Source organism: Granulosicoccus antarcticus IMCC3135 (assembly GCF_002215215.1).
GTDB lineage: Bacteria > Pseudomonadota > Gammaproteobacteria > Granulosicoccales > Granulosicoccaceae > Granulosicoccus > Granulosicoccus antarcticus.
Genome location: NZ_CP018632.1, coordinates 4,969,455 through 4,994,292 on the forward strand (window position 1 = coordinate 4,969,455; position 24,838 = coordinate 4,994,292).

Sequence of the window (24,838 nt, forward strand, 5' to 3'; positions counted from 1 at the left end):
TTCCGGAGTCTTGCGACAACGGCGTTCGCTACCTTCCCACTACAGCGTCAGAATCAGGCCAGACCTGAGAGAACCAAGCCACGTCGCCACTAGTGAAACTGGCCAAGTGTGATGTGCCTGTGTATTTTGCGAACCAGCCCCCGTTTCCACGGATACCAGCGGTTAGCGAGGGTCGTCGGTTCAAGGGCTCGTGAAATAATGGCTTATCGATTTCACGAACCCTCTGCTTGCCAGGCCTACGTTACCTGGCCAGCCTTACTTGATCGATGAGAACAATCGACTCCAGATAACACCTTCGTTCCAGTGCATCCAGATGTACTTGGCTTGCCCGACAAGATTTTCCTCAGGCACGAATCCCCAGAAACGACTGTCATTACTGCGATCGCGGTTGTCACCCACCATGAAATAGTGGCCTTCAGGCACGGTGAAAGTCCCGGAACGCTTGGGGAATTCCTCAGTGAATTGCAGAATCTGGTGATCAACCTCGCCCAACTTCTCCGCATGGGTTGTTGCACCCAGTACAAGCTGCTCATCAACAGGACTGACATAGGGCTCGCCGGCACCAACAGGCATGGCCTCTCCATTGACGATGAACTGCCGGTTTTCGTAAACCACCGAATCGCCAGGCAAACCAACAACCCGTTTGATGTAGTCCAGACTTGGATCCTGCGGATAACGAAATACCGCCACATCACCGCGTTCCGGAGAACCCGTGTCCAGTATCTTGGTATTGAGGACCGGCAGTCGTACGCCATAGCTGAACTTGTTGACGAGTATGAAATCACCAATCAGCAAGGTCGGAATCATGGAGCCTGATGGGATACGAAACGGCTCGAACAGGAACGAGCGCAATACCAGCACCACCAGCAGAACCGGGAAAAAAGATTGCACATACTCCACCAGAATCGGCAGCTCGCCATTCTGATCACGCATCGCAGCCTTGCGTTTTGGTGCGAAAAACAACGCATCCACCAGCCAGATAAGGCCGGTGACCGCTGTAGCAACAACGAGTAGCAATGGAAAATTCAATTTGTCAGCCCAGCTCGACGGCATTATTTACGATCCACTTGCAGTACGGCCAAGAATGCTTCTTGTGGGATCTCGACCTTGCCCACCTGCTTCATGCGGCGCTTACCCGCCTTCTGCTTTTCCAACAATTTGCGCTTGCGCGAAACGTCACCGCCGTAACACTTGGCGGTTACGTTCTTGCGCAAAGCCTTGATTGATGATCGGGCAATGATGTGCGAACCAATGGCCGCCTGCACCGCTACATCAAACATCTGTCTGGGTATGATGTCCTTCATGCGATCCGCCAGCTCACGCCCACGACCCTGCGAACGATCCCGGTGAATGATGGTAGCCAAGGCGTCGACCTTGTCACCGTTGATCAGAATATCGACCTTCACCAGGTCGGCAACCTGGAATCGCTTGAACTCATAATCGAACGAGGCGTAGCCTTTACTGACTGACTTGAGTCGATCGAAGAAATCCAGCACCACTTCCGACAGTGGCAGCTCATAGGTCATCTGAACCTGGCGACCCACATACTGCATGCTGATCTGCACACCCCGCTTCTCTACGCACAATCCGATAACCTCTCCCACATAAGTCTGTGGCAGCAACAGATTGGCGCGAATGATCGGCTCACGAATTTCATCGATAACATTCACCATCGGTAGTTCCGACGGGTTATGGATGTACGACAACTCACCCTTGGTGTCCAGAATTTCATAGACCACGGTCGGTGCCGTAGAAATAAGATCCAGATCGTATTCACGCTCCAGACGCTCTTGCACGATTTCCATATGCAGCATGCCCAGAAAGCCACAACGAAACCCGAAACCCAGAGCCGTTGAGGATTCCGGCTCGAAATGCAGCGCAGCATCGTTTAACCGCAGCTTGGACAGTGCTTCACGAAAGGCTTCGTAGTCTTCACCTTCGATAGGAAACAGGCCGGCAAATACACGCGGCTGCACTTCCTTGAAACCAGGCAAGGGCTCAGCAGCCGGACGACTGGCCAGAGTAATGGTGTCACCCACACGAGCCGCTTCAATCTCCTTGATACCGGCGATGATAAATCCCACCTGCCCGGCCGACAGACTATCCGTGGTCTTGCGCTTGGGTGTGAAGATTCCGACATCATCAGCCTGGAAAGTCCGACCCGTTGACATGATCTGGATCTTGGAGCGACGATTGATAGTGCCTTCAATAACCCGCACCAGAGTCACGACGCCCACATAGGAGTCGAACCACGAATCAATGATCAGAGCCTTGGCAGGCGCAGTACTGTCACCCTTGGGTGGTGGTACACGGGCCACGAGTTGCTCAAGAAGATCCTCGATGCCCACGCCTGTCTTGGCACTGACGTGAATCGCATCATGGGCTTCGATACCGATGATCTCTTCGATTTCATCAACCACTCGCTCAGGATCAGCAGCGGGCAAATCAATCTTGTTCAATACCGGAATCACTTCCAGATTCTGCTCTATGGCGGTATAGCAGTTGGCAACACTCTGCGCTTCGACGCCTTGTGAGGCATCCACTACCAGCAAAGCTCCCTCACACGCAGACAGCGAGCGGGACACTTCGTACGAGAAATCGACATGGCCCGGAGTGTCGATGAAATTCAGGTGATAGGTGACACCATCACGCGCCGTGTAGTCAAGCGAGACGGCTTGGGCTTTGATGGTGATGCCACGTTCTTGCTCAATATCCATGGAATCAAGCACTTGCGCGCTCATTTCACGGTTTGACAAACCACCACAGACCTGGATAAAGCGATCCGCTATCGTGGATTTGCCATGATCGATATGGGCAATAATCGAAAAATTGCGTATATTTTGCTGCATGCGGTCGGGTTCGGGGAGGCGTTACCTATTCGGCGGGCGAGGTGCACGCGGCGAGGAGTTTCCTATTGTAGCTTGCAAGAGCCTCTCTCACGGCTTCCAGATCCAAAAAGTGTTCACTTAACACTATCTGTTCATCATCGGAAGGCAAGTCGGCGATCGATCGGACGGCTATCGGCTCAAGATGTGCGCCAGTTTCAGACCCCCTGTTCTGCGATAGCCGCACGAGACTCAACACGGGGACTCGTACGTTATAACGCTCTCGCAGAACCGGATCCTCATCAATATCCACCCGTGTCAGATGGAAAGTATCAGGCTCCAGCAGCTCGCCCAGCAGCTGCTCCATGTCCTCACACAGATGACAGCCTTCCCGGAAATAAAGAATCAATTCAGGAAGCATGGTCTTTGCCTTGTTACTCACGGGCAGATGTGAACCAGAGAACTCATTCAGTCATCCAGCTTGACGGCCAGGAAAACCGGGCCCTCTGCACGATGCACCAGCACAGCAACCGATTTGCGATCGCCCAGCTCAGCCAGAACCTGCGCAACCTCTCTGGCAGAATCAACAGGTCGGTTGTCGATCGTGGAAATGACATCATCGACCCGAATACCGGCTCTCTGCGCAGGCCCACCTTCTTCAATGCTATCCACCAGCACACCCCCCTTGTCGATCGCGAGGGCATTGCGGGTGTCATCATCCAATGGACGAACCGTCAATTTCAGCACATTGATTTCAGGATTCAGCCTATCGGCAGGCCGGGTGGCCTGTCGCAGGTCCTCATCGCTGGGTAACTCACCGATATTGACGCTCAGTTCGATCGATCTTCCCTGCCTGACCACCTTGAGCTTCGCATCACTATTGGCAGGCACACGACCCACCAGCGGCGGCAAGGAGGATGAGCGCTCAATGCGATGTCCTTCGAAATGGGTAATGACATCACCGACCGCCAACGTCGAGTTGGCAGCCGGGCTATCCGGAAGGATGCTGGCCACCAGAGCGCCGTGAGCGCGTGTCATGCCAAAGGACTCGGCAAGCTCCATGGTGACTTCCTGAATGATGACGCCCAACCAGCCTCGAGTGACGGTACCGGTTGAACGGATCTGGTCAGCCACATCGATCGCCATCTCGATAGGTATCGCAAAGGAGAGCCCCATGAAACTGCCCGTGCGGCTATAGATCTGACTATTGATACCGATCACATCACCGTCCAGATTGAACAGTGGTCCACCGGAGTTACCCGGATTGATCGCAACATCGGTCTGGATAAAAGGTACGTAACTCTCATTGGGCAAAGCCCGTCCTGTCGCACTGACGATACCGGCTGTAACAGAAAAATCGAATCCGAAGGGTGAGCCTATGGCCAGCACCCACTCCCCGACTTCCAACTCATCGCTGTTGCCGATACTGACTGTAGGCAAACCCGAGGCCTCTATCTTCAGCAAGGCCACATCGGATCGCACATCAGCTCCAACCACTCTGGCAATCAGCTGACGACGATCGTGCAGTCGCACCAGCACTTCATCTGCCCCTTCGACGACATGATTATTGGTCAGAATATAGCCATCTTGCGAAATGATGAAACCCGAACCCAGAGCGTTGCTCTCCAGAGGACCGCCTTCACGCCGCTGCTCTTCACGGAATCGACGCAGCAGCTCATCGACGCTGTCATCCTCAAGCCCTGGCAACTGCGCCTGCACGTCCTCTTCGTTGATTTCGTGCGAAATACTGATGTTGACAACTGATTCGTAATTCTTTTTGACCAGCGTCGTGAAATCAGGCAGCGAGGATTGCAACGCGGTGGCTGAGGCCGATACCAGCAGTGCCACCATCAGAAAACAGAATGACAAGCATTCAGGCAGACGCAATCGGAATTGCGGCTTGGTCGAGGACGTCATGGATTCTCCCGGATAGTGCACGTTGAACGAGACAGGACTACAGGGTTCAATGGAACCGTTTCGGCTACCACTATACGACCAGTTTGCAGGCTGAGTCGCTTTTCCAGACGCAACAATACCCCGGGCGTCATCATTCGCCATGCAAATACCCCTCCAGCCAGACCTGCAAGGGCCGCGACGGCGAGTATCAGATCACGAAACCCGTTAAACGAGGACTGCAAGGCAACCGCGGCCGGTAGTTCAGACAGAAACAGACTGGCGATTATCGTCGACACGATCAAACCAACCGTTGGCAGGCCGTAGGAGCCACAGACCAGCCACAACCACTGGGGACCTGCTTCATCGAATTCGACTATCAGCAAATCACCCGCTTCAAGCGCTTGCTCGGTATGACAGCTGATGCGTACCGGGGCCATTCCCAGATTGAATATGCCACTACCACAGCCCTGCCCCCGAGCGCAGCGTGCACAGGCGGCGGAATCGATTTCAACCTTGACGGCCTCTCCGGCCTTAACAGACTCAAGTGCCCGGGCTGGTCGCCTCATGAGGAGAGGGGGCGAGCCACTCTATGACAGAGCCTCATTTTCAGCAGGCTTTTATGGGATCACGACAGCCAAGGCAATCGCCTTGACAGTATTTGCCGGCACTTCACCGACAACCGTTATAAAGGCGTTCTCGGTACTCAACCCAAAAGCATTCATGGCACCCATGCTGGACAAACCCGCTGAGGCATTGGCCTGTTCGGCTACGGTTGCGTACTCGACATAAACAGAGACTGATGTCATACCGTCGGTCAACATCACATGACTCATGGGACCGGTGCTCATCGGCATGGGGGAATAAACCTCTGAGACCTCTTTATAACCTTCAGGCAACTCGCCAAAACTGACTCTGTCCACCTGCTTGGCCACCGTTTCCGGCAAACCGGATGTTGCCTTGAGCTTCTTGGGTTCCAGCCAGCTGATCTTTTCCCGGCCAGAGTCGATATCAAATCGAGCCACCTCAATGCTGACGGGGTATTCGATATGTGTGAATATCACCTGTTCCACAGCCCGTTGCGGACCATCAAGCAACATGGATCTGAGCAACATATGCGTATCCTGATCGATCCAGAAGCGATACCCATAGCGAAACTTGTCGGTAGGCATGACATTGACTACATAGGTAGCCAGGCCTGCGACTCGATCAGGATTCCCCATACTGAGTTCATATCGCCCATTGGAGGCCAGATCCGCATCGATCTGTGGCAACAGCTCATTCGGTTTGGATTTACTGACAATCACCGACTCACTGTCGGGCCAGATGCAGGTAACCAGGCTGTGATTCCGAATAACTTCCCGGGCCTCTCCATCCAGGGCTCGTAGCCGTTCAAGCTCGCCTTCTGAATTGCTGGAGTGAAGGATATCCATGGACGTTATATGGTTACCCTGCACATGCACGAAAGTACCTTCGTAGTTCAGAGACTTCATGGCTTCGGACATGGTCCGAACCAATTCAGCCGGATTCAGGGCTGGCTCTGAATCGCTGACAGCATCGGCATCAGGCAACGAAGCACTGGACGAATCCGCCAATGCACTCGCCCCCACGCCCATGAGCGAACCGATCAGCAGCGTACGCAGTGCCAGACGAAACAGGCCACTGCGGTGCTGCGACAGGATACCCAACTGAGTTGTCAGCTCGAAAGCCGAATACGAGCACTTCACTTTCAGCGCTCCTGCGTACGCTCGTCATAACCAACCAATCGTGAATAAGGCAACAGCCCTTCTCGATCGGAGGTCGGGGAATTTTCGATGTGTTGTGACAGAAGCATATTCAGCCGTTCTTCATCACCGACACGCTCCGAGGACTGCGGAGACACCCAGAAAGAACCGGTGTTGGCGACCAGATCAACTTCTGGCAACGGTGTACCCAGCACTTGCTGAGAAAAGGCATTACTGCCGTCGATGGAACTTGCGCCACTACTTGCCAAAGTCTGTGTTGGCTGCGCTGGATCCTGCTGCCACACGTTCATGCCCACAACCGTCACTGCCGCAACACTTGCCGCCAATGCAAAACCGGTGATGCCGGTACCCAGCCACGAGGAGCGTTGTTCACGAGCCGCAGACAGATCAGCCACTGGAGCCGCTTGTTCGACTGTTACGTTACTTGATGGTGACGCCAGGCTGGCAGCCTCGCTGGAGATTGGCGTGATGTTGCTGTACGCCGGCTCATCATCGATGGCGGCGCAGATTCGTGAAACAAGCGCACTATCTGTCTGCACGGGCTCGTTGTTGATCACATCACGAATCAGATGGTAGCGTGCCCACTTGGCGCGCAGCGCTTCATCGCCACACACACCTTTGACACATTCTGATGGGTTCAGCTCATGCCACTCACCATCCATGAGTTGCGAAAGCTGTTCATTATTCACGGGGTCATTTGGATGCTGCATGGTTTACCTGCGTCGTTCTTCGAGCAAGGGCTCGAGGTTGATATCGATGGCTTCCCGGGCACGGAAGATTCGTGAGCGTACGGTGCCAATCGGACAATCCATGGCCTGCGCGATGTCTTCATAGGACATACCTTCAAATTCGCGCAACCGGATTGCGGTGCGCAGATCATCGGGTAAGGCCTCTATGGAATCGCTCACAACACGCGCAATCTGTTCTGTCACCATGACTCGTTCTGGTGTCGCGTTATCGCGCAGCGCGCTGCCACTATCGAACTGCTCGGCATCAGCGGCGTCGATGCCGGTGTCACTGATTTTGCGGCTCATGGTGACCAGATGATTTTTTGCCGTATTGATGGCAATCCGGTACAGCCAGGTATAGAAAGCACTGTCGCCGCGGAAATTCTTCAGTCCGCGGTAAGCCTTGATAAAGGCCTCCTGTGTAACATCCTGGGATTCATGGGCGTCATGCACGTAGCGTGAGACAAGATGGCCGATCTTGTGCTGATATTTGAGCACCAGCAGATCGTAGGCCGACTTGTCGCCACGTTGTACGCGCTCAACCAGCGCCATATCTATTTCTTTGTCACTCAACGGCTTCGCTCCCCGAGCGATTAGAGGTTCCGATGCAGACACCTTGTTCGAGGCGCGAATCATATCAGTTGTACATCCTATATCACCCGATGGGCCAATACTTTGTATGACCACGTTTCTCGGTATAGTTCATCCTTGGCTCTGCAATTGTGCACTGCTTCGATAAATAGTCCATTCGCAATTCTTACGGAACTCACTCATGTCCCTGCCCCTGATTCTAGATGTTGCTGATCTGGCCACTCTGCTGGCTGATATCCAGACCGAAGGCAGCACCCTGACCCGGTCAAATCTCTGCCTGGTTGACCTTCGATCCGCCGAAGCGTTCGCAGCCGGGCATATACCCGGCGCCTGCCATGGTGATGCAGCCCTGTTGAGCCGAGCTGAGAGCCCGGTCGGTGGCTTGTTGCCGCTTCCTGAGCAATTCAATCGTTTTCTGGCTGACATCGGCGCCAACCTGGGCGATCAGATCATCGCCTATGACGGAGGTGGTGAAACCGCTGCCGCCCGCCTGCTCTGGGTCATGGATGCCTATGGTTATGAGGTGGGTAGCTGGCTGAATGGCGGCTTCAATGCCTGGCAATCCACCGACCTCCCTGTCAGCCACAGCGCCGAAAAACCCGCTTCCGGGAATCTGTCACTGTCTGTATTTGGCGATAACGTGATGTCTGCCGATGAGCTATTGAGCGAACTCGCCTCGCCGACATTGAGTATCCTGGACGTGCGCAGCGCAGCTGAATACAACGGCACTGACGTTCGAAGCGCCATGGGTGGTCACGTCCCAGGGGCCCAGCATCTTGAATGGACAGCCTTACTGGACGCACAAGGACGCCTGCTTGAGGATGATGCCCTGCAGGCGAAACTTGCCCCGATGAAACTGTCTACGGATAACACGGTTGTTGTCTACTGCCAGACACATCAGCGCTCAGCCGTAACCTATGTCGCTCTCAAACACCTGGGATTCACGGATGTTCGCGCTCTGGATGGAGCATGGTCCAACTGGGGAAACCGGGCAGACACACCCAAGGAGTAACGCTTCAGCAAGCCTGCGTTATTGAATAGAGTCAGATAGGGAGGGCCTGCACCCTGATACCGGGGTGCAGGCCGACTAGCAACCAGCGTGGATCAGGACCGTGCTATATCCCTGCAAGCTTGCAGTAGTTGTCGTAACGCCACTGCGCCACTGTGTTCTCTGCCAGTGCGTGTAACACACCGCAACCGGGTTCAACGGTATGGGAGCAGTCGCCAAACCGACAAGACTCGGCAGCTCTTGCCAGCTCGTGATAGCCCTCCCTGACGATATTCGGAGCCAGATGTGCAACCGAGTACTGTCTGACGCCGGGAGAATCGATGATCGCCGCGCCTCCGGGCAGGTCGTACCAGAATGTCACTGACGTTGTATGCGAACCGATACCCGTCGCCGCTGAAACCGCTCCGACGCGCAATTCCTTGTCAGGTAACAGTTTCTGGATGATCGAGGACTTGCCAACACCACTCGCTCCGACCAGGGTAAACGCCCGCCCTTCCAGCTCATTCAGTAACGGGTCTATACCATCTGCGTTCTTGGTATCGATGGCAACGGCCGGATAACCAATACTGCGATAGACCTCCAGCATGCGATCGCAGCTTTCCCGTTCCTCCTCGGATAGCAGATCAGCCTTGTTCAGAATGATCAGCGCCCCGACACCGGCTCGATGTGCAGCCAGACAGAATTGGTCGATCAACAAGGTATCGATGCCAGGAGGGTTCGCTGATACGATCCCCAAATGCGTCAGATTGGCAGCCAGAGGCTTGAAGGTGCGCCTGTCCGAGCGTTCCAGCACGCTACTACGGGGCACTAATTCGTGAACCCGCAGAACATCGCCGTCCTCTTCACAAAGCACCTTATCGCCTGCGACCAGCAATGGCACGCTTCGTAAGGGATAAGCTTGGCGTATTGCAGATTGCCCCTCGATCTGTACCGCAACGCTGGCACGAAAGTTGGCAATAATACGGGCCTGCATACTCACAAGGATGATGGACTAGCTAATGAAATACGGATGGCAGGCACGCTCGGGGTTTGTGTGCTTGAATAACTGCGCAGAGTGTAACGCGATATGCGACTGACATGGCGCAACCCTCTGACTACATGGCTAATCGGCCTTCCTGAACTTACCTTTAACAGACAAGCGAAACATCCTGATGCCAGCGAGTAACGACAACCTGATCTGGGTTGATCTGGAAATGACCGGATTGGACCCGGAAAACGACACTGTAATAGAGATTGCGACAATTGTTACCGACCCGCAGCTCAATACCCTGGCCGAAGGGCCCGTCATCGCCATTCATGTGGAAGAAGCCAGGCTTGAAGCCATGGATGAATGGAATACCAAACACCACAACGAGTCCGGCCTGGTACAACGTATAAGAGACAGCAAATACAGCCTGGAACAGGCCAGCCAGGAAACTATCGAGTTTCTAAAAGACTGGATAGAACCCGGAAAGAGTCCGATGTGCGGGAACAGTATTTGTCAGGACCGTCGGTTCATGGTGCGTTATATGCCGACACTTGAAAATTTCTTTCATTACAGAAACGTCGATGTCAGCACCATCAAGGAACTGGTACGCCGCTGGCAACCTGATGCAGGACCGGGCTTCAGCAAGCAGAACACGCACCTTGCTCTGGACGACATCAGAGAGAGCATTGCCGAGCTTCAGTACTACCGGCAATATGTTTTCTCCATTTGATTCACTGTCTCCCTTAACAGGCATGACATATAACATCGAGTCAGCAAATTATTCCTCCCCGATGCTTGACGAGAGACTTAACAGTTGATCTTATGCACAAGCCAGCTCAAACCTGCTGTAACTCACATTTTTGCCGTCTCAAACTGGCTTACATTCAGAAAAAAACCATAACTTGTTGTTTTAATTGAATATATAAAGATTGTTCAATTAATGCTCAATATGACAATAGTGTTACGGCATGCCGCTTGCAGAGCCATTTTCGCACTTCATCCACAAGGTTATCCACAGAAATTGTGGATAACCTTGTGGATTCTGAGCATATCCCACCCCATTGAATCCATGGTGGAATCAGAGTGCTGACAACAAGGAATCAGAAGGATTCTAGCCAGGCAGCCTTGTAACAAAGCGGATATTCACACTGGTCATAAAATGTACAAAACTCTGCAAGCCTGATGCCATATAGGTTGCAGCGTTCTATACGCCAGCCGTCCACATACTTATCCACAGTTAATGTGTATAAACAGAGCATAATTGGGTGTTACCTTTTAGACGTGGAATGATATTGCTCAAACTCCAGCGACAGTATTTCGACTCGAAAAAATGTAATCAGGCTGATTTTTTTGCAAACTGACAGTGTTTTGTCACTCCCGATGCTTGACGTGATTAAATTCCTCTGAGCTTTATACACAACACGCCATTTCTTCCACAAAAAGCACAATTCCCACAACGTCCAATCGATGCCAAAAGTGAAAATACTTCTATCTCATTGATAATATTGAATTATTTAAATTTGTTCAAATATAGAACAATTTCACGATATTGTTATAGAACATGGCCTGCAGCACCTTTTCCGAGCTTCATCCACAAGGTTATCCACAGATTTTGTGGATAACCAGAAAAGGGCACAACAAAACACTGGCGCTGGACAATATTTGTACCTGAAACGAAGGTTGTTTCTCACCTGCAGCTTCTGCCATGGCCTGCCCGAAATCTGCGTTACCTCGCTGCTCTCATGGTTGCTCAGTTTTCACCAGGCTAACCAGCAGACTGCCCCCGTCCACGGTGCCCTCGACACGGCAATGCACCTGCTCAACCACACCATCTCTGGGGGCCAGCACACTGGTTTCCATCTTCATGGCCTCAAGCACCAGCAGGCGCTGTCCCTCTTTGACACTCTGTCCTGGCAACACATCCACCAAACGGATGACACCGGTCATCGGAGCACTCACAAAATCGGCATTGCTGGCTGACTCCTTCGCAGACTCCAACGGGTCAGGGCAACGAAACTCCAGCGTTCTGCCTTCAGCAGACACACTCACACAAGCACACATTGGTTCATCCCAGCGCACAACAGATACTCGCTTTTTAAGACCATTGACTTCAACCACCAGACAATCTGCAGATAATGGCTGAATTCGGACATCCAGCTGCACATCGCGACTGTCAACATCGAGCAGTTGATAATGTCCAGGTTCGGCAATGGCATACCTGAGCGTCTGCACCTCTCTCTGGCAATGCATTGTCAATAAATGACTAGCACTGCCCCATAGCCGCCAGCCTGACAACGACTCATTGAAGTCCACATCAGCCAAAGACAACGCGGCCACAAGGGTGCTGAGCATGGAGGCAGGCTCTACGGCTGTCAGCGTATCCAGCTCGCGCTCGATCAAACCGGTATCCATCATGCCTTCCACAAACAGTGGATGCCGTGCAAGAGCACCGAGAAAATCCACATTGGTGACTGTACCGGCTACCTGTGTGTTCTGCAGGGCGCGGCTCAATTGCTTCAAGGCCTGCTCACGCGTGTCTGCATGGGTGATGATCTTGGCAATCATCGGGTCATAGAATGGCGTGATGTCATCACCCGATCGCACCCCTGTGTCATTGCGGACTCGCGGATCGAACGTCAGCCTTTGCAAATGGCCGGTGGCGGGCAGAAACCCGGCCGGTACATCCTCTGCATACAGCCGAGCCTCAAAGGCGTGCCCCTGAATGCTCAGTTCATTCTGGGTGAAGGGCAAAACCTCACCGGCAGCCACACGTATTTGTGCCTCCACCAGATCTTGACCGGTTATCGCCTCGGTGACCGGATGCTCAACCTGGAGCCGTGTATTCATTTCCATGAACCAGAAACCATCCACACGTAGTCCCTGCGAGCCGTCGACAATAAACTCGATAGTACCGGCGCCTTCGTAATTGATAGCCTGTGCCGCTGTCACAGCCGCTGTCGTCATGGCAGCTCGTACCGCCTCGCTCATCCCTGGTGCTGGTGCCTCCTCAATCACTTTTTGATGGCGACGTTGCAAGGAGCAATCTCGCTCGAATAGATGCACCACGTTGCCATGACTATCACCAAACACCTGTACTTCGATATGCCTGGGACTGAGGATATATTTCTCAACCAGTACCGCCGCATCACCAAAGGCACTGAGCCCTTCACGAGCAGCACTTTCCAGTGCCTGCTCAAAATCCTCGGCCCGATCCACTCGTCGCATTCCTTTGCCACCACCACCGGCACGCGCCTTGATCAGTACGGGGTAACCAATCAGCTCAGCTTGTTGCGCCAGAAAATCAGGCGATTGCTCGCTACCGTGATACCCCGGAACAACCGGCACACCGGCCTTTTCCATCAGGATTTTGGCAGCATCCTTCAATCCCATGGCACGGATTGCACTGGCGGTGGGACCGACAAAGATCAGCCTTGCCGCTGTCACGGCTTCTACAAAATCGGGATTTTCCGATAAGAACCCATAGCCGGGATGAATGGCCTGAGCACCGCTTGCCAGTGCGGCGGCAATGATCTTGTTGCCATCCAGATAGCTTTCGCCCACCGGTGTTGCGCCAATGTGCACCGCCTCGTCGGCCAGTTCTACATGGCGCGCCTGGGCATCGGCATCAGAGAAGACAGCCACGGTGCGGATGCCCATGCTGTTGGCCGTTTGAATAATGCGGCAGGCGATCTCGCCGCGATTGGCGATAAGTAGGGATTCAATCATGAGCATTACATCCGGAACAATCCGAAACGCGTTTCGGCGATGGGGGCATTCAGACAGGCTTTGAGTGACAAGGCCACCACATCTCGTGTGCTACGAGGATCTATGATGCCGTCGTCCCAGAGTCTGGCTGAGGCATACAACGGGTGTGACTGACTCTCAAACTGTTCGAGTATGGGTTTTCTAAACGCGCTCTCATCCTCCTCAGACCAGGACTCGCCGCGTTTCTCCAAAGCACTGCGCTTGACATTGGCCATGACCCCAGCCGCCTGCGGTCCACCCATGACAGAGATACGCGCGTTAGGCCACATCCAGACAAACCGTGGACCAAACGCACGTCCACACATTCCATAATTACCCGCCCCATAGGAGCCACCGATAATGATCGTGATCTTGGGCACCTCGGCGGTGGACACGGCATTAACCAGTTTGGCCCCATCCTTGGCGATACCGCCAGCCTCATACTTTGAGCCCACCATGAAGCCCGTGATGTTCTGCAAGAACAGCAGCGGTATTTTCTGTTGGCAGCACAGCTCTATAAAGTGCGCACCCTTGGTTGAACTCTCTGAGAACAGCACGCCGTTGTTTGCCACGATACCCACCGGCATACCGCGTACCGAAGCAAAACCGCACACCAGGGTCGTACCGTAGCGCTCCTTGAACTCATCAAACTCTGACCCGTCCACCAGCCGTGCAATGATGTTGCGAACATCATAGGGCTTGCGTACATCGGCAGGCACTAGCCCCATGATCTCTTCAGTGTCGAACAAAGGCTGCTTGAACTCTGTGGCTGCGACAGGCACTGCAGGCCTGGCTTTCAGATTGCCGACAATACGCCGAGCCAGGGCCAGCGCATGCTGGTCATCATCGGCCAGGTAATCGGCCACCCCCGACAACCGGGTATGAGTATCGCCACCGCCCAGGGTCTCCGCATCGACCACCTCACCAGTGGCCTCCTTCAACAACGGAGGTCCTGCCAGAAAGATGGTGCCCTGCTCACGCACGATGATGGTCTGATCACTCATCGCCGGTACATAGGCGCCACCGGCAGTACACGAGCCCATAACCACCGCTATCTGGGCGATTCCTTGCGCACTCATGCGAGCCTGATTGTAGAAGATCCGGCCAAAATGCTCCTTGTCCGGGAACACCTCATCCTGATTGAGCAGGTTCGCCCCACCACTGTCCACCAGATACAGACAAGGCAGATGATTTTGCTCGGCAATCTCCTGGGCACGCAGGTGTTTTTTCACCGTCAGTGGGTAGTAGGTACCGCCTGCCACGGTGGCATCATTGCACACGATCATGCACTGCCGACCGGCCACCGTACCGATGCCGGCAATCACACCGGCTGCCGGTATGTCCTCGCTATAGCAGTTGCTGGCGGCAAACAAACCTACTTCCAGAAAAGCGCTGCCCGGATCAATCAGACCATTGATGCGATCACGCGGTAGCAACTTGCCTCGTTCCACATGTCTCTTTCTGGATCGCTCCGAGCCACCTTGCATTATTTTTTCCGCCTGCAGCGCGATTGCATCGCATTGCGAGCGCATGGCACAGGCATCATCCTCGCTGAGGATCGCCTCTATTCCGATGCGAGCCATATCAGTGAGTCTCGTTGAACAGTTCACGACCAATCAGCATGCGGCGTATCTCGCTGGTACCCGCTCCAATCTCATAGAGCTTGGCATCACGCAATAGACGCCCTGTCGGGTACTCGTTGGTATAGCCATTACCTCCCAGACACTGAATGGCATCCAGAGCCACTTGAGTGGCTTTCTCTGCAGAATACAAAATGCAGCCTGCCGCATTCTTGCGCGTGGTCTCACCACGCTCACAGGCACGGGCAACCGCATAGACATAAGCTCGGCAGGCGTTCATGGTCGTGTACATATCGGCCAGCTTGCCCTGCATGAGCTGGAAAGTACCAATAGCCTGACCAAATTGATGGCGCTCATGCACATAAGGTACAACCACATCCAGAGCAGCGGCCATAATGCCCAAAGGCCCTCCCGAGAGTACAACGCGTTCGTAGTCCAGCCCCGACATCAGCACATTGACACCACGTCCCTCTTCACCCAATACATTGTCGAAGGGCACGAGCACATTTTCAAATACCAGCTCGCAGGTGTTGGAACCACGCATACCTAACTTGTCCAGCTTCTGAGCCGTTGAAAATCCTGGCATATCACGCTCGATCAGAAAAGCGGTGATGCCACGAGAACCGGCCTCAGGGTCGGTCTTGGCATAGACCACCAGGGTGGAGGCATCAGGCCCATTGGTGATCCACATCTTGTTGCCATTGAGAACATATCCATCAGTGCTTTTTTCTGCCCGCAATTTCATAGACACCACATCCGAACCAGAGCCCGGCTCTGACATGGCCAGTGCCCCTACGTGCTCGCCACTAACCAGCCTGGGAAGATAGCGGGACTTCTGCTCATCCGTACCCCAACGATTGATCTGGTTGATACACAGGTTCGAATGTGCCCCATAGCTCAGCCCCACCGAGGCACTGGCACGACTGATTTCCTCTATGGCGATGGTGTGTGCCAGATAACCCATACCAGAACCGCCGTATTGCTCTGGAACCGTGATGCCATGCAAGCCGATTTCACCCATTTTCTCCCACAGATCAGGCGGGAACTCGTTACTGGAATCGATCTGGGCGGCTCGTGGTGCAATCTCTTCCTGTGCAAAACGCTGCACCATCGATTGCAGGGCCTCTATATCCGCGCCCAGATCAAAGTTCATGGTTTCATTGAACATCTTGTATTCTCGCTTGAGTCATTCTGTGACACTGCCAGCGGGCTTAACCAAGCTGCCAGTTTCGTATTGACCGGTGATTCAGCTGCCTGCTGCAATTAATAATCTGGGGCTGCGACCGGTTAGCGCATATCGACAATCAGCTTGCCATCATCGCTCAAGGTACCTGGCTCAACAATCGAGATGCTGGTATTCAGATGGCAAATATCACGAAACACCTCCCTGATCATCTGGTTCTCCTCCGCCGTATCACGACCGATATAATCATCACTGTATTCACAGAACAGAATCACGTCATCTTTTTCATTGGTTCTGGAAATAATCAGTCGAGCTCTCTTCAAGCCCTTGACCCTGTCGCACAAGCTCGCAATCTGTCCCGGCCTGACAAACATGCCTCGCACCTTGGTCGCCTCATCGGCACGTCCTAACCAACCTGCCAATACAGGTCCAGTACGACCATCCTGACGAGGTTTATCTACAAATGCAGATAAATCCCCGGTTCCAAAACGCACCAACGGATAATCATCTCGAAGGGTAGTCACTACCACCTCCCCAACCTCGCCTACGGCCGCCGGAATACCGGTGCCTGGCTCGACGATTTCCACGATGACATCCTCATCCACCACCATTAATCCGCTGGGCTCAGTCTCGTAGGCAATCAGTCCCAGCTCTGCAGTGGCATAGAACTGCAATACATGCAGGCCACTGTCTTGAAAGAACTGGCGTAGACCCGGCGTCAGTGCGCCACCGCTGACTACCGCCTTTTTCAATGGCAGTGGTCCTCGATCTGCCAGCAAACAGGCTTCAATCAGTGTTTTCAAAAAATCCGGTGTACCCACATAGGCTGTCGCTTCGTACTGAAAAACCGTGGTGACATGCAGCTCCATCGCCGCATTGCCAGCCGGAATCACCGCACAGCCCATCGCCCTGGCTCCAGCATCGAGTATCCAGGCACCGGGGGTCAGATGATAGGAAAACGTGTTGTGCACGATATCCCCTGACTGGAAACCTGCGGCACGCAACGCCCGCTGTGTTCTCCAGAATTCAGGCTTCATAAAACCTGGTTCATGAATGGGTCCCGGTGAAACAAACAGATAGTCAGGCTTGGCACCCGCACTCAGCAAACCTCCAAAAGGCGGACTTTTTTCCTGTATGTCGACTAGATCCTGTTTCCGCAAAACGGGCAGTTTTTCCAGATCAGAAACCCCCTGAATGGATTCAACAGAGTGCCCTGCATAGGCCTTGCCGTAATACGGCTGTGTCCAGGCCTGCTGCAACATGATTCGCAGACGAGACGCCTGTTCGGTAACCCGTTCGCTTGCAGCTCTGCACTCGCGATCGTCAATCTGGGCAGTCACCGGAGCACGATGCTGCACGTCCAACTTAGCTTCATTATCGTTAGTCATCACCTACAACCATCGCTTGCGTCGCTTGAACGACTTGATGTTCTTGAAACTCTTTCTGTCACCACCACCGCCAAGATAGAACTCCTTGATATCTTCATTGTTCTTCAGCTCTTCACTACTACCATCGAGCACGATTTTGCCGTTCTCCATGATGTAGCCATGCTTGGCACAATGAAGCGCCATAGCTGCATTTTGCTCCACCAGAAGAATGGTTGCTCCAAATTCACGATTGAGCTTCTTGATGATGCCAAACACTTCCTTGACCAAAAGCGGTGACAAGCCCATGGACGGTTCATCCAGCAAGATGAGTTTGGGTCGGGCCATCATGGCTCGCCCAATAGCCAGCATCTGCTGCTCCCCGCCAGACAGATAGCCCGCCAGACCAGTACGCTCGCGCAGTCTTGGAAAGTAGTCGAACACAAGATCCATATCTGGTTTGATCCTGGCATCTTTGCGCGAGAACGCGCCGAGTCTCAGATTCTCGATGACTGTCATATCCTGAATGATGCGACGCCCTTCCATAACCTGAAACACACCACTTTTGACCATGGCCTCGGGCGGCTTGTGACTGATCGTCTGTCCGTCAAAGCGTATCGATCCACGCGTAATTTCGCCATTTTCCGAATTCAGCAGCCCGCTGATCGCTTTCAGCGTCGTGGATTTGCCAGCACCATTGGAACCCAGTAATGCGGTTATCGAGCCTCTCTCAACCTCAAGACTCAAACCACGCAGAACCAGCACATACTCGTTGTAAACCACTTCAATATTGTCAATCTCGAGCAAATTGTCCTTGCCTGGATCGCTCGACTGCTGAATCACTTGCTGTTGCATGGTGCTTCCATCACATCAGAGGTAGAAGCAACGAACCTGCTGGTCCGTTGCCCACGGATTAGAACAACGCTAATACCTGCTCGGCTTAATACCCGATCCAGTCATCACGTTGCGGCAAACTCACATCGGCAATTTTCTTGATAACAGCCTTGCCATCTACCGCTGTTCCGGTATTGATCGACACCGTCGTGGTGCCTCGATGATCTGTCTCGCTCCAGCTGGATGGCAAGCAGACACCTTCCAGACCATCAGGTACCCAGTCCTTTTTGGCGTACATGCCCTGCTTGATATTTTCACCCGTCATTCCACCGTTTTGCTTGGCCCATTCCATTGCCTCTTTCATGTAAAACACACTGCACACAGCGCGAATGTAATGGTGAGTCGGTTTCTCTGACTTGTCGAAGCTACCTTGAGCATGGATCTCACGAACACGGTCCATACCCGGTGCATCCGATTCCCAGAAAGGTGATGCGGAAGGAAAGACATAATCCACCGCCTCGGCCGCTTCAATGGTTCTGTAATCTCCACCCCAGATGTTGGCCATGTATTTCACTTCAGTACCTACCGTGCGGCATGATTTGAGCAACGAAACAACAGAGCCACCCAGGTTACCGATATAGGCGTAGTTGGCTCCCGAGTCCTTGATGGTCAGACACTGTGCCTTGAAATCACCGGGCTTCATGGGCACAACAATCGGGTTGAGCACATCCATACCCAGCTCAGCGGCGTACTCCGAACACGCCTCTTTGGGTGCATTCGGATACGGATGGTTATCCCCTAGATAGACAAACCTGGGTGATTCAACACCGCCTGCCTTGGCATCATCTGCCGCCCATTGCACCATTGCCCTACAGGCGTCGGAATAGCTGGGTCCATAGAAAAAATTATACGGTGCAGGCTTTTCAGTCTTGCTGTTCAATCCCGTTGGATCGGTCAAATGCCCCGAATAGGACGCTGACCACACCGGAATTTTATCTTTGGCAACAAACGAAATCAGTGCTTCAGTATCGCCAGTACCCCAGCCTTGAAGTGCAACCATCTTCTTGCGTGACTTCCAGCGTTTGTAGGTAGCAATGGCTTCTGGCACCTTGTAGGCATAATCCACCTGTTCCATTTCTATCTGCGTGCCTGAGATTCCACCATTGGCATTGATCCAGTCCACGGCATCCTTGATACCCGGTCCGTAGTTTTTACCGACAAACGCTGTAGGCCCGGTGTAATCGATCAGATTACCAACGAAGACGCTATCCTGGGCTTGTACCATCGAGGCACTGGCAACCAGAATCGACAGGCCGGCCAATCGACCTATATGCTTGTTTCCCATTCTCTTTCTCTCCAAGTAGGTGTAGCTGAACAACAGATGGCATTCAGGTGGTGATGCCGAGTTTCCGTGCAGAGATTGTCAGTAACTGAACGGGTAGAGCTTGATGGATTTGCGTATCTGACCGACACGATGCGCCAGACCATCTGGCTCGAAAATCAAAAACAGAATGATGGCTGCCCCAATCGACATCTCTTTGATGTAGGCCTGGCCCGATGCCAGCCCTGACAAGGCACCGGGGAATGTGCCAATCAGCCCTGAGGTAAGGCTCTGCATCACTTGCGGTAGCAGCACGATAAAGGCGGTCCCCAGCAAGGTGCCGGGCACAGAACCCAGGCCACCGATAATGATCATGGCCAGAAACTGAATGGATAACAGAATGGTGAACCCTTCTGCCGAGACAAATCCCAGATAATGTCCAAACAGCGCACCTCCCAGCCCGGCAAAGAACGATGAGATGCCAAAAGCCATAACCCGATACCGAGTCAGATTGATGCCCATGATCTCGGCGGACAGATAGTGATCACGTACAGCGATCAAGGCACGCCCGTCACGGGTGCGCTTCAGATTGGCAACGGCAATATACGACACAATCACCCAGAACAGCACCAGATAGTAGTAGCGCTCATCCGTATCCAGCAGAAAGCCAAACAGGTTGACCGTTTCAGCCAAAGACCCTGAGGAGCCTCCGGTAAACCAGCTGGCGCGGGCAAAGAAATCTTCAAGAATGAATTGTGCAGCCAGGGTTGCCATGGCCAGATACAAGCCCTTGATACGTGCAGCCGGCAAACCGAAGAGCATGCCCACAGCGGTGGTTAGAACACCTGCCAGAGGGATGCTTAGAAAAACCGGTATGCCCGTTGTCCCATTGATCCAGGCAGAGGCGAACGCACCAAAACCAAAAAAAGCGGCATGTCCCAGACTGATCTGTCCTGTCATGCCCACCACGATATTCAGACCCAGTGCAGCAATGCCGTAGATACCGATCAGAATCATCAGACTGATCAGATAGGCATCCAGCAATAACGGCGCTGCCAGCAGAACCAGCAAACCAAGTGCGGCGGCCCAACCAATCCAACGAGTCAGAAACAGATACTGATCCTGCTTGTAGGTGGTTCTGAAATCACCGCAGGGTCTCAATGATGATGTACTCATGTCAGCACTGCCTCAACGTTACGATTGTCGTGTTGCTCGTGTCGTGGTCCGACCCCCGAGAAAAACCAGGAGCTTTGAGATAGATCGCCTGAACAGGCTGTTCACTGTTCATCAGATACGCTCGATATCACGGGTGCCAAACAGGCCATAGGGTTTGATCATGAGAATGATGATCAGCACATAAAACGGGGCGACCGTATACAGATTACCTATATGCAAATACTGCCCGTCGACGTATTCGGCCAGATTCTCCAGCACGCCAATCAGGATGCCGCCTATCACCGCCCCAACGATGGAATCCAGTCCACCCACGATAACGGCGGGAAACACCTTGATACCGATAAAGGCCAAGGAGTTGGAGACAGAATTGACGATGCCAATAATGATGCCTGCGATACCGGACACGACCGCTGAGATGGCCCATGACATGGCAAACACTTGCTTGACGGAAACCCCCAGACTCTGCGCCGCTTGTTGATCCGAGGCGGTGGCACGCATGGCCAGACCGTGACGTGAATATTTGAAGAACAGATAGAAGATCAGCATGATGACCATCGACAGAACCAGGCTCAGCAGATACGCCATCTCCACGTTGAAATTGCCGATACTGACCACCTCGGTTTCAAAAATCTTCGGAAACGAGGCGGCATTATTGCCAAATATCCAGTTCATGCCCGCTTGCATGAATATAGACAACCCGATGGTGACCATGATGATCGAGATGATCGGCTCACCGATCAGTGGTCGCAGCACCACCATCTGAATGACGATACCGAAGATCATCATGAACACCATGGTGAATAGAAAGGCCAGCCAGAAAGGCAGACCCATGTTGGTTACCAGCGCCAGGCAGACCCAGGCCCCCAGCACCAGAAATTCTCCCTGCGCAAAGTTGACCACCTGAGTCGATTTATAGATCAGCACAAAACACATGGCGACCACGCCATACAGCATGCCTACAATGACACCGTTGGCCAGTAACTGAAGCAGCAATGAAGTATTCATGACAGCGCCTCCCGGGCATCAGCAAGCTTGTTATCATCAAGGACGTGCACCACGATCGAGGTTTGTATTCTCTGCTGTGTACCGTCCTGGAACGTGATCATCGTATCCACCTCAATAGCCTGTCTATCGGTATAGATGGCATCGATGATGTCTTCATACTTCTGGTTGACCACCTTTCGCCGCACTTTGCGCGTGCGCGTCAGCTCACCATCATCAGCGTCCAGCTCCTTGTACAACAGGACAAATCGTCGCAGGCGCTGGGCCTCGGGTAAGGTCTCGTTGATACGCTTGATCTCCTCAGATATCAGCTCATAGGCCTCAGGGCGCGATGACAGATCTGTATAGGTGGTAAACGAGATTCGTTGTTTCTCCGCCCACTTGGACAGAATTGGGTAGCGGATGCAGATCATGGCAGTCAGATAGTCACGATCAGCACCCAGCACTACCGCCTCACCGATATAGGGGCAGAATTTGAGCTTGTTCTCAATGAACTGCGGTGAATAACGCAAGCCGCTGTTCATCGTTGCCAGATCCGATATGCGATCAATGACAACCAGATGTCCTGCTGAGTTGTAATAACCAGCATCCCCTGTGTGCATCCAGCCTTCGCGCATATCCTCCTGGCTGGCAACCTCATCCTTGTAGTAGCCCAAGAACATATTGTCATGACGTGTGACTATTTCACCAATGCCTTTTGCATCAGGCTGCTCGATGCGCACCTTGATTGCATCGCAAAATGGCACACCCACCGTATCAAAGTCCACATCATCACGGCTGTGTATGGTGTACGCACCCAATAATTCGGTCTGGCCATATAACTGTCGCAGTGGCACTCCCATCGCCAGAAAGAACTTGAAGGTATCAGGCCCCAGAGCGGCACCGCCGGTTGCTGCCGAGCGTACATTCGTCAAACCGAGTCGATCCTTGAGTGCCTTGAACAAGCCCCACTCAGCCAATGCTGATGGCTGGTTGCTATCAAACCCGCTCAAACCCTTGCTCAGAAAATGATCATGCAACGTACGTTTGACCCAGCTGGCATCCATCATTCTGGCGCGCACCGTGGCGACAAGCTCCTCCCAGAGCCTGGGTGGGAATAATACAAAGGTGGGTCCTATCTCACGCAGATCTGACAACATGGTTGCGCTTTCTTCAACGAAATTTACGGTCATTCTTGAGATCAATGACATACCTACCGCATACACCTGCTCCATGATCCAGGGCAATGGCAGTGTGGACACATACTCATCCGTCTCATCCTTGGGATCCACACGCAGATAATCATTGCAGTGCTCAATGACACTGCGAGCATTGAGCATGACCAGCTTGGGGTGAGAGGTGGTACCCGATGTGGTACATAAAATGGCCAGCGTCTCCCCATTACCCGCGCTAACCAGAGATTCATAGGAGGCTGGCTCTTGCTTATGTTGCGCCTCACCTTGTTCACGCAGACTCTCCAGCGAGATTAGTCGTGGATCATCGTATTTACGAACACCGCGCGGGTCTTCGTAGATGATGTGTTCAACACAACTGCACTCTTCCTCCAGGTTAAGGAACTTGTCCACCTGCTCTTCATCTTCGACAAAGACGATTCTGGTTTCTGCATAGTTGACCAGATACGCCAACTCCTGCTCCATCAGATCCCGATACAAGCCCAGGCTCACCCCCTGGCAGGCGTGTACGGCAATCTCGGCTGCTACCCAATCGGGTCGATTGTCACCGATGATTCCCACGATTTCACCGGGCTTGATACCCAGAACCTGCAGACCTTGTGCAATGCTGCGAACATTGCTGTTGTACTGCGACCAGCTCTGGCTTTTCCAGATGCCATACTGCTTTTCTCGCAGTGCCGTCTCATCAGGAAAACGGGCCGCATTGGCTGCCAGTAATTTGGGGAAGGTATCCAGCACCGGATTCTCTTTGCTACTGAGCTGATTCATGACGCCAGAGTCTCCTCATCATCGAGCCATTCAGCGCCCAGATAAGCCCGCTTGACGTGCTCGTTCTCCATCACAGTATCGGGCAGACCGTCCACCACCTTGGCACCAAAATCCAGCACCATTACTCGACTGGAGATATCCATGACCACGCCCATATCATGTTCAATCATGATCACGGTCATGCCCATTTCTTCGTTGAGATCGACAACGTATCTGGCCATGTCCTCTTTTTCTTCCATGTTCATACCGGCCATTGGCTCATCCAGCAGAACCAGCTTCGGCTTCAGAGCGATGGCTCTGGCCAGCTCAACGCGCTTTCTGAGCCCGTAGGACAAGGTGCCTGCGATGGCGTTGCGAATAGGTTGGATTTCGAGAAAATCGATGATCTCCTCTACATAACGGCGATGCTCAAGCTCCTCCTTTTGCGCACCAAACCAATAGGCCATGCCTGTCAGAAAATTGTTTTTCAACAGATGATGTCGACCCACCAGAATGTTATCCAGCACACTCATGTGATCAAACAGCGCCAGATTCTGAAACGTTCTGCCAATGCCCAGATCAGGACGCGCATTAGGCTTCATACCGGTGATCTCGGTACCTGCAAAACGTATCGATCCCTGGTCCGGTGTATAACGACCGGAGATGCAATTGAGCATCGATGTCTTGCCGGCCCCGTTGGGACCGATGATCGAATACAGCTCCGCCTCTTCGACGGAAAACGTCACCTCATCCAGAGCGCGTACGCCCTTGAAACTCAGTGACACATTCTCCACTTCCAGCAACATCGTTAGCCCCACCCAGTCAAAGTCTGCCCGCAGACCAAATGCTCTACAGCCTTGGCCGAAGAACCTTGAGCTCAAACTAGCAAGCAATCATTTCCGGAGAATTTCAAACTTATTTCGAATTGTTGCAAAGCAACTCTTTGTATACTCGAAC

At 53.1% G+C, this 24,838-nt stretch carries 21 protein-coding genes; 2 read left to right on the top strand and 19 right to left on the bottom strand.

Annotated features, from left to right (window positions below; all coding sequences use genetic code 11):
* Positions 1-255 precede the first annotated feature (255 nt).
* From lepB to rpoE, 8 genes are read right to left on the bottom strand one after another with little or no spacing between them, the layout of a single operon-like run.
* Positions 256-1,053 (bottom strand): signal peptidase I, encoded by a 798-nt coding sequence (lepB, locus tag IMCC3135_RS21640; RefSeq protein WP_088919487.1) that lies wholly within the window; start codon positions 1,051-1,053, stop codon positions 256-258.
* Positions 1,053-2,849 (bottom strand): translation elongation factor 4, encoded by a 1,797-nt coding sequence (lepA, locus tag IMCC3135_RS21645; RefSeq protein WP_088919488.1) that lies wholly within the window; start codon positions 2,847-2,849, stop codon positions 1,053-1,055. Before lepA ends, lepB begins: the two co-directional genes overlap by 1 nt.
* Before the next feature lie 25 nt (positions 2,850-2,874).
* Positions 2,875-3,246, bottom strand: a complete 372-nt coding sequence (locus IMCC3135_RS21650; protein ID WP_088922004.1) for a glutaredoxin family protein — start codon at positions 3,244-3,246, stop codon at positions 2,875-2,877.
* Between the two features lie 47 nt (positions 3,247-3,293).
* Complete coding sequence (locus tag IMCC3135_RS21655) at positions 3,294-4,742, bottom strand: DegQ family serine endoprotease (RefSeq protein ID WP_088919489.1); 1,449 nt, start codon at positions 4,740-4,742, stop codon at positions 3,294-3,296.
* A complete protein-coding gene (locus tag IMCC3135_RS21660; protein ID WP_088919490.1) occupies positions 4,739-5,287 on the bottom strand; it encodes a SoxR reducing system RseC family protein in 549 nt (182 codons plus the stop codon). The genes IMCC3135_RS21655 and IMCC3135_RS21660 overlap by 4 nt, the downstream gene beginning before the upstream one ends.
* Before the next feature lie 51 nt (positions 5,288-5,338).
* A complete protein-coding gene (locus IMCC3135_RS21665; RefSeq protein WP_088919491.1) occupies positions 5,339-6,445 on the bottom strand; it encodes a MucB/RseB C-terminal domain-containing protein in 1,107 nt (368 codons plus the stop codon).
* Positions 6,446-6,447: 2 nt separating this feature from the next.
* Positions 6,448-7,173 (bottom strand): sigma-E factor negative regulatory protein, encoded by a 726-nt coding sequence (locus IMCC3135_RS21670; RefSeq protein WP_088919492.1) that lies wholly within the window; start codon positions 7,171-7,173, stop codon positions 6,448-6,450.
* A gap of 3 nt (positions 7,174-7,176) precedes the next feature.
* The gene (gene rpoE / locus IMCC3135_RS21675; protein ID WP_088922005.1) at positions 7,177-7,764 is read right to left on the bottom strand and encodes an RNA polymerase sigma factor RpoE; all 588 of its coding nucleotides are present in this window, start codon (positions 7,762-7,764) and stop codon (positions 7,177-7,179) included.
* A gap of 199 nt (positions 7,765-7,963) precedes the next feature.
* Between rpoE and IMCC3135_RS21680 the strand changes: the two genes are divergently transcribed.
* Entirely contained in the window at positions 7,964-8,794 is an 831-nt protein-coding gene (locus IMCC3135_RS21680; protein WP_088919493.1) for a sulfurtransferase, read from the top strand.
* Between the two features lie 103 nt (positions 8,795-8,897).
* Here the strand turns inward: IMCC3135_RS21680 and rsgA are convergent, their stop codons facing one another.
* Positions 8,898-9,764, bottom strand: coding sequence for a ribosome small subunit-dependent GTPase A (rsgA, locus tag IMCC3135_RS21685; RefSeq protein ID WP_088919494.1), 867 nt, complete (start codon positions 9,762-9,764; stop codon positions 8,898-8,900).
* A gap of 178 nt (positions 9,765-9,942) precedes the next feature.
* On the opposite strand from rsgA, the gene orn reads away from it, so the two are divergent.
* Complete coding sequence (gene orn, locus IMCC3135_RS21690) at positions 9,943-10,488, top strand: oligoribonuclease (protein ID WP_088919495.1); 546 nt, start codon at positions 9,943-9,945, stop codon at positions 10,486-10,488.
* Between the two features lie 1,010 nt (positions 10,489-11,498).
* On the opposite strand, the gene IMCC3135_RS21695 is transcribed toward orn, so the two are convergent.
* From IMCC3135_RS21695 to IMCC3135_RS21740, 10 genes are all read right to left on the bottom strand, one after another.
* On the bottom strand, positions 11,499-13,484 hold the full coding sequence (locus tag IMCC3135_RS21695; RefSeq protein ID WP_088922006.1) for an acetyl/propionyl/methylcrotonyl-CoA carboxylase subunit alpha: 1,986 nt from the start codon (positions 13,482-13,484) through the stop codon (positions 11,499-11,501).
* Positions 13,485-13,489: 5 nt separating this feature from the next.
* Positions 13,490-15,085, bottom strand: coding sequence for a carboxyl transferase domain-containing protein (locus IMCC3135_RS21700; RefSeq protein WP_088919496.1), 1,596 nt, complete (start codon positions 15,083-15,085; stop codon positions 13,490-13,492).
* A gap of 1 nt (position 15,086) precedes the next feature.
* The gene (locus IMCC3135_RS21705) at positions 15,087-16,250 is read right to left on the bottom strand and encodes an isovaleryl-CoA dehydrogenase (RefSeq protein ID WP_088919497.1); all 1,164 of its coding nucleotides are present in this window, start codon (positions 16,248-16,250) and stop codon (positions 15,087-15,089) included.
* 119 nt (positions 16,251-16,369) lie between these two features.
* On the bottom strand, positions 16,370-17,653 hold the full coding sequence (locus IMCC3135_RS21710; protein ID WP_088919498.1) for a phenylacetate--CoA ligase family protein: 1,284 nt from the start codon (positions 17,651-17,653) through the stop codon (positions 16,370-16,372).
* Positions 17,654-17,656: 3 nt separating this feature from the next.
* Positions 17,657-18,484, bottom strand: coding sequence for an ABC transporter ATP-binding protein (locus IMCC3135_RS21715; RefSeq protein ID WP_088919499.1), 828 nt, complete (start codon positions 18,482-18,484; stop codon positions 17,657-17,659).
* A gap of 85 nt (positions 18,485-18,569) precedes the next feature.
* On the bottom strand, positions 18,570-19,808 hold the full coding sequence (locus tag IMCC3135_RS21720) for an ABC transporter substrate-binding protein (protein WP_088919500.1): 1,239 nt from the start codon (positions 19,806-19,808) through the stop codon (positions 18,570-18,572).
* 78 nt (positions 19,809-19,886) lie between these two features.
* Positions 19,887-20,960 (bottom strand): branched-chain amino acid ABC transporter permease, encoded by a 1,074-nt coding sequence (locus IMCC3135_RS21725; protein ID WP_088919501.1) that lies wholly within the window; start codon positions 20,958-20,960, stop codon positions 19,887-19,889.
* 111 nt (positions 20,961-21,071) lie between these two features.
* Complete coding sequence (locus tag IMCC3135_RS21730; RefSeq protein WP_088919502.1) at positions 21,072-21,965, bottom strand: branched-chain amino acid ABC transporter permease; 894 nt, start codon at positions 21,963-21,965, stop codon at positions 21,072-21,074.
* Positions 21,962-23,902 (bottom strand): AMP-binding protein, encoded by a 1,941-nt coding sequence (locus IMCC3135_RS21735; RefSeq protein ID WP_088919503.1) that lies wholly within the window; start codon positions 23,900-23,902, stop codon positions 21,962-21,964. Before IMCC3135_RS21735 ends, IMCC3135_RS21730 begins: the two co-directional genes overlap by 4 nt.
* Positions 23,899-24,762 (bottom strand): ABC transporter ATP-binding protein, encoded by an 864-nt coding sequence (locus tag IMCC3135_RS21740; RefSeq protein ID WP_236994631.1) that lies wholly within the window; start codon positions 24,760-24,762, stop codon positions 23,899-23,901. The genes IMCC3135_RS21735 and IMCC3135_RS21740 overlap by 4 nt, the downstream gene beginning before the upstream one ends.
* Positions 24,763-24,838 lie beyond the last annotated feature (76 nt).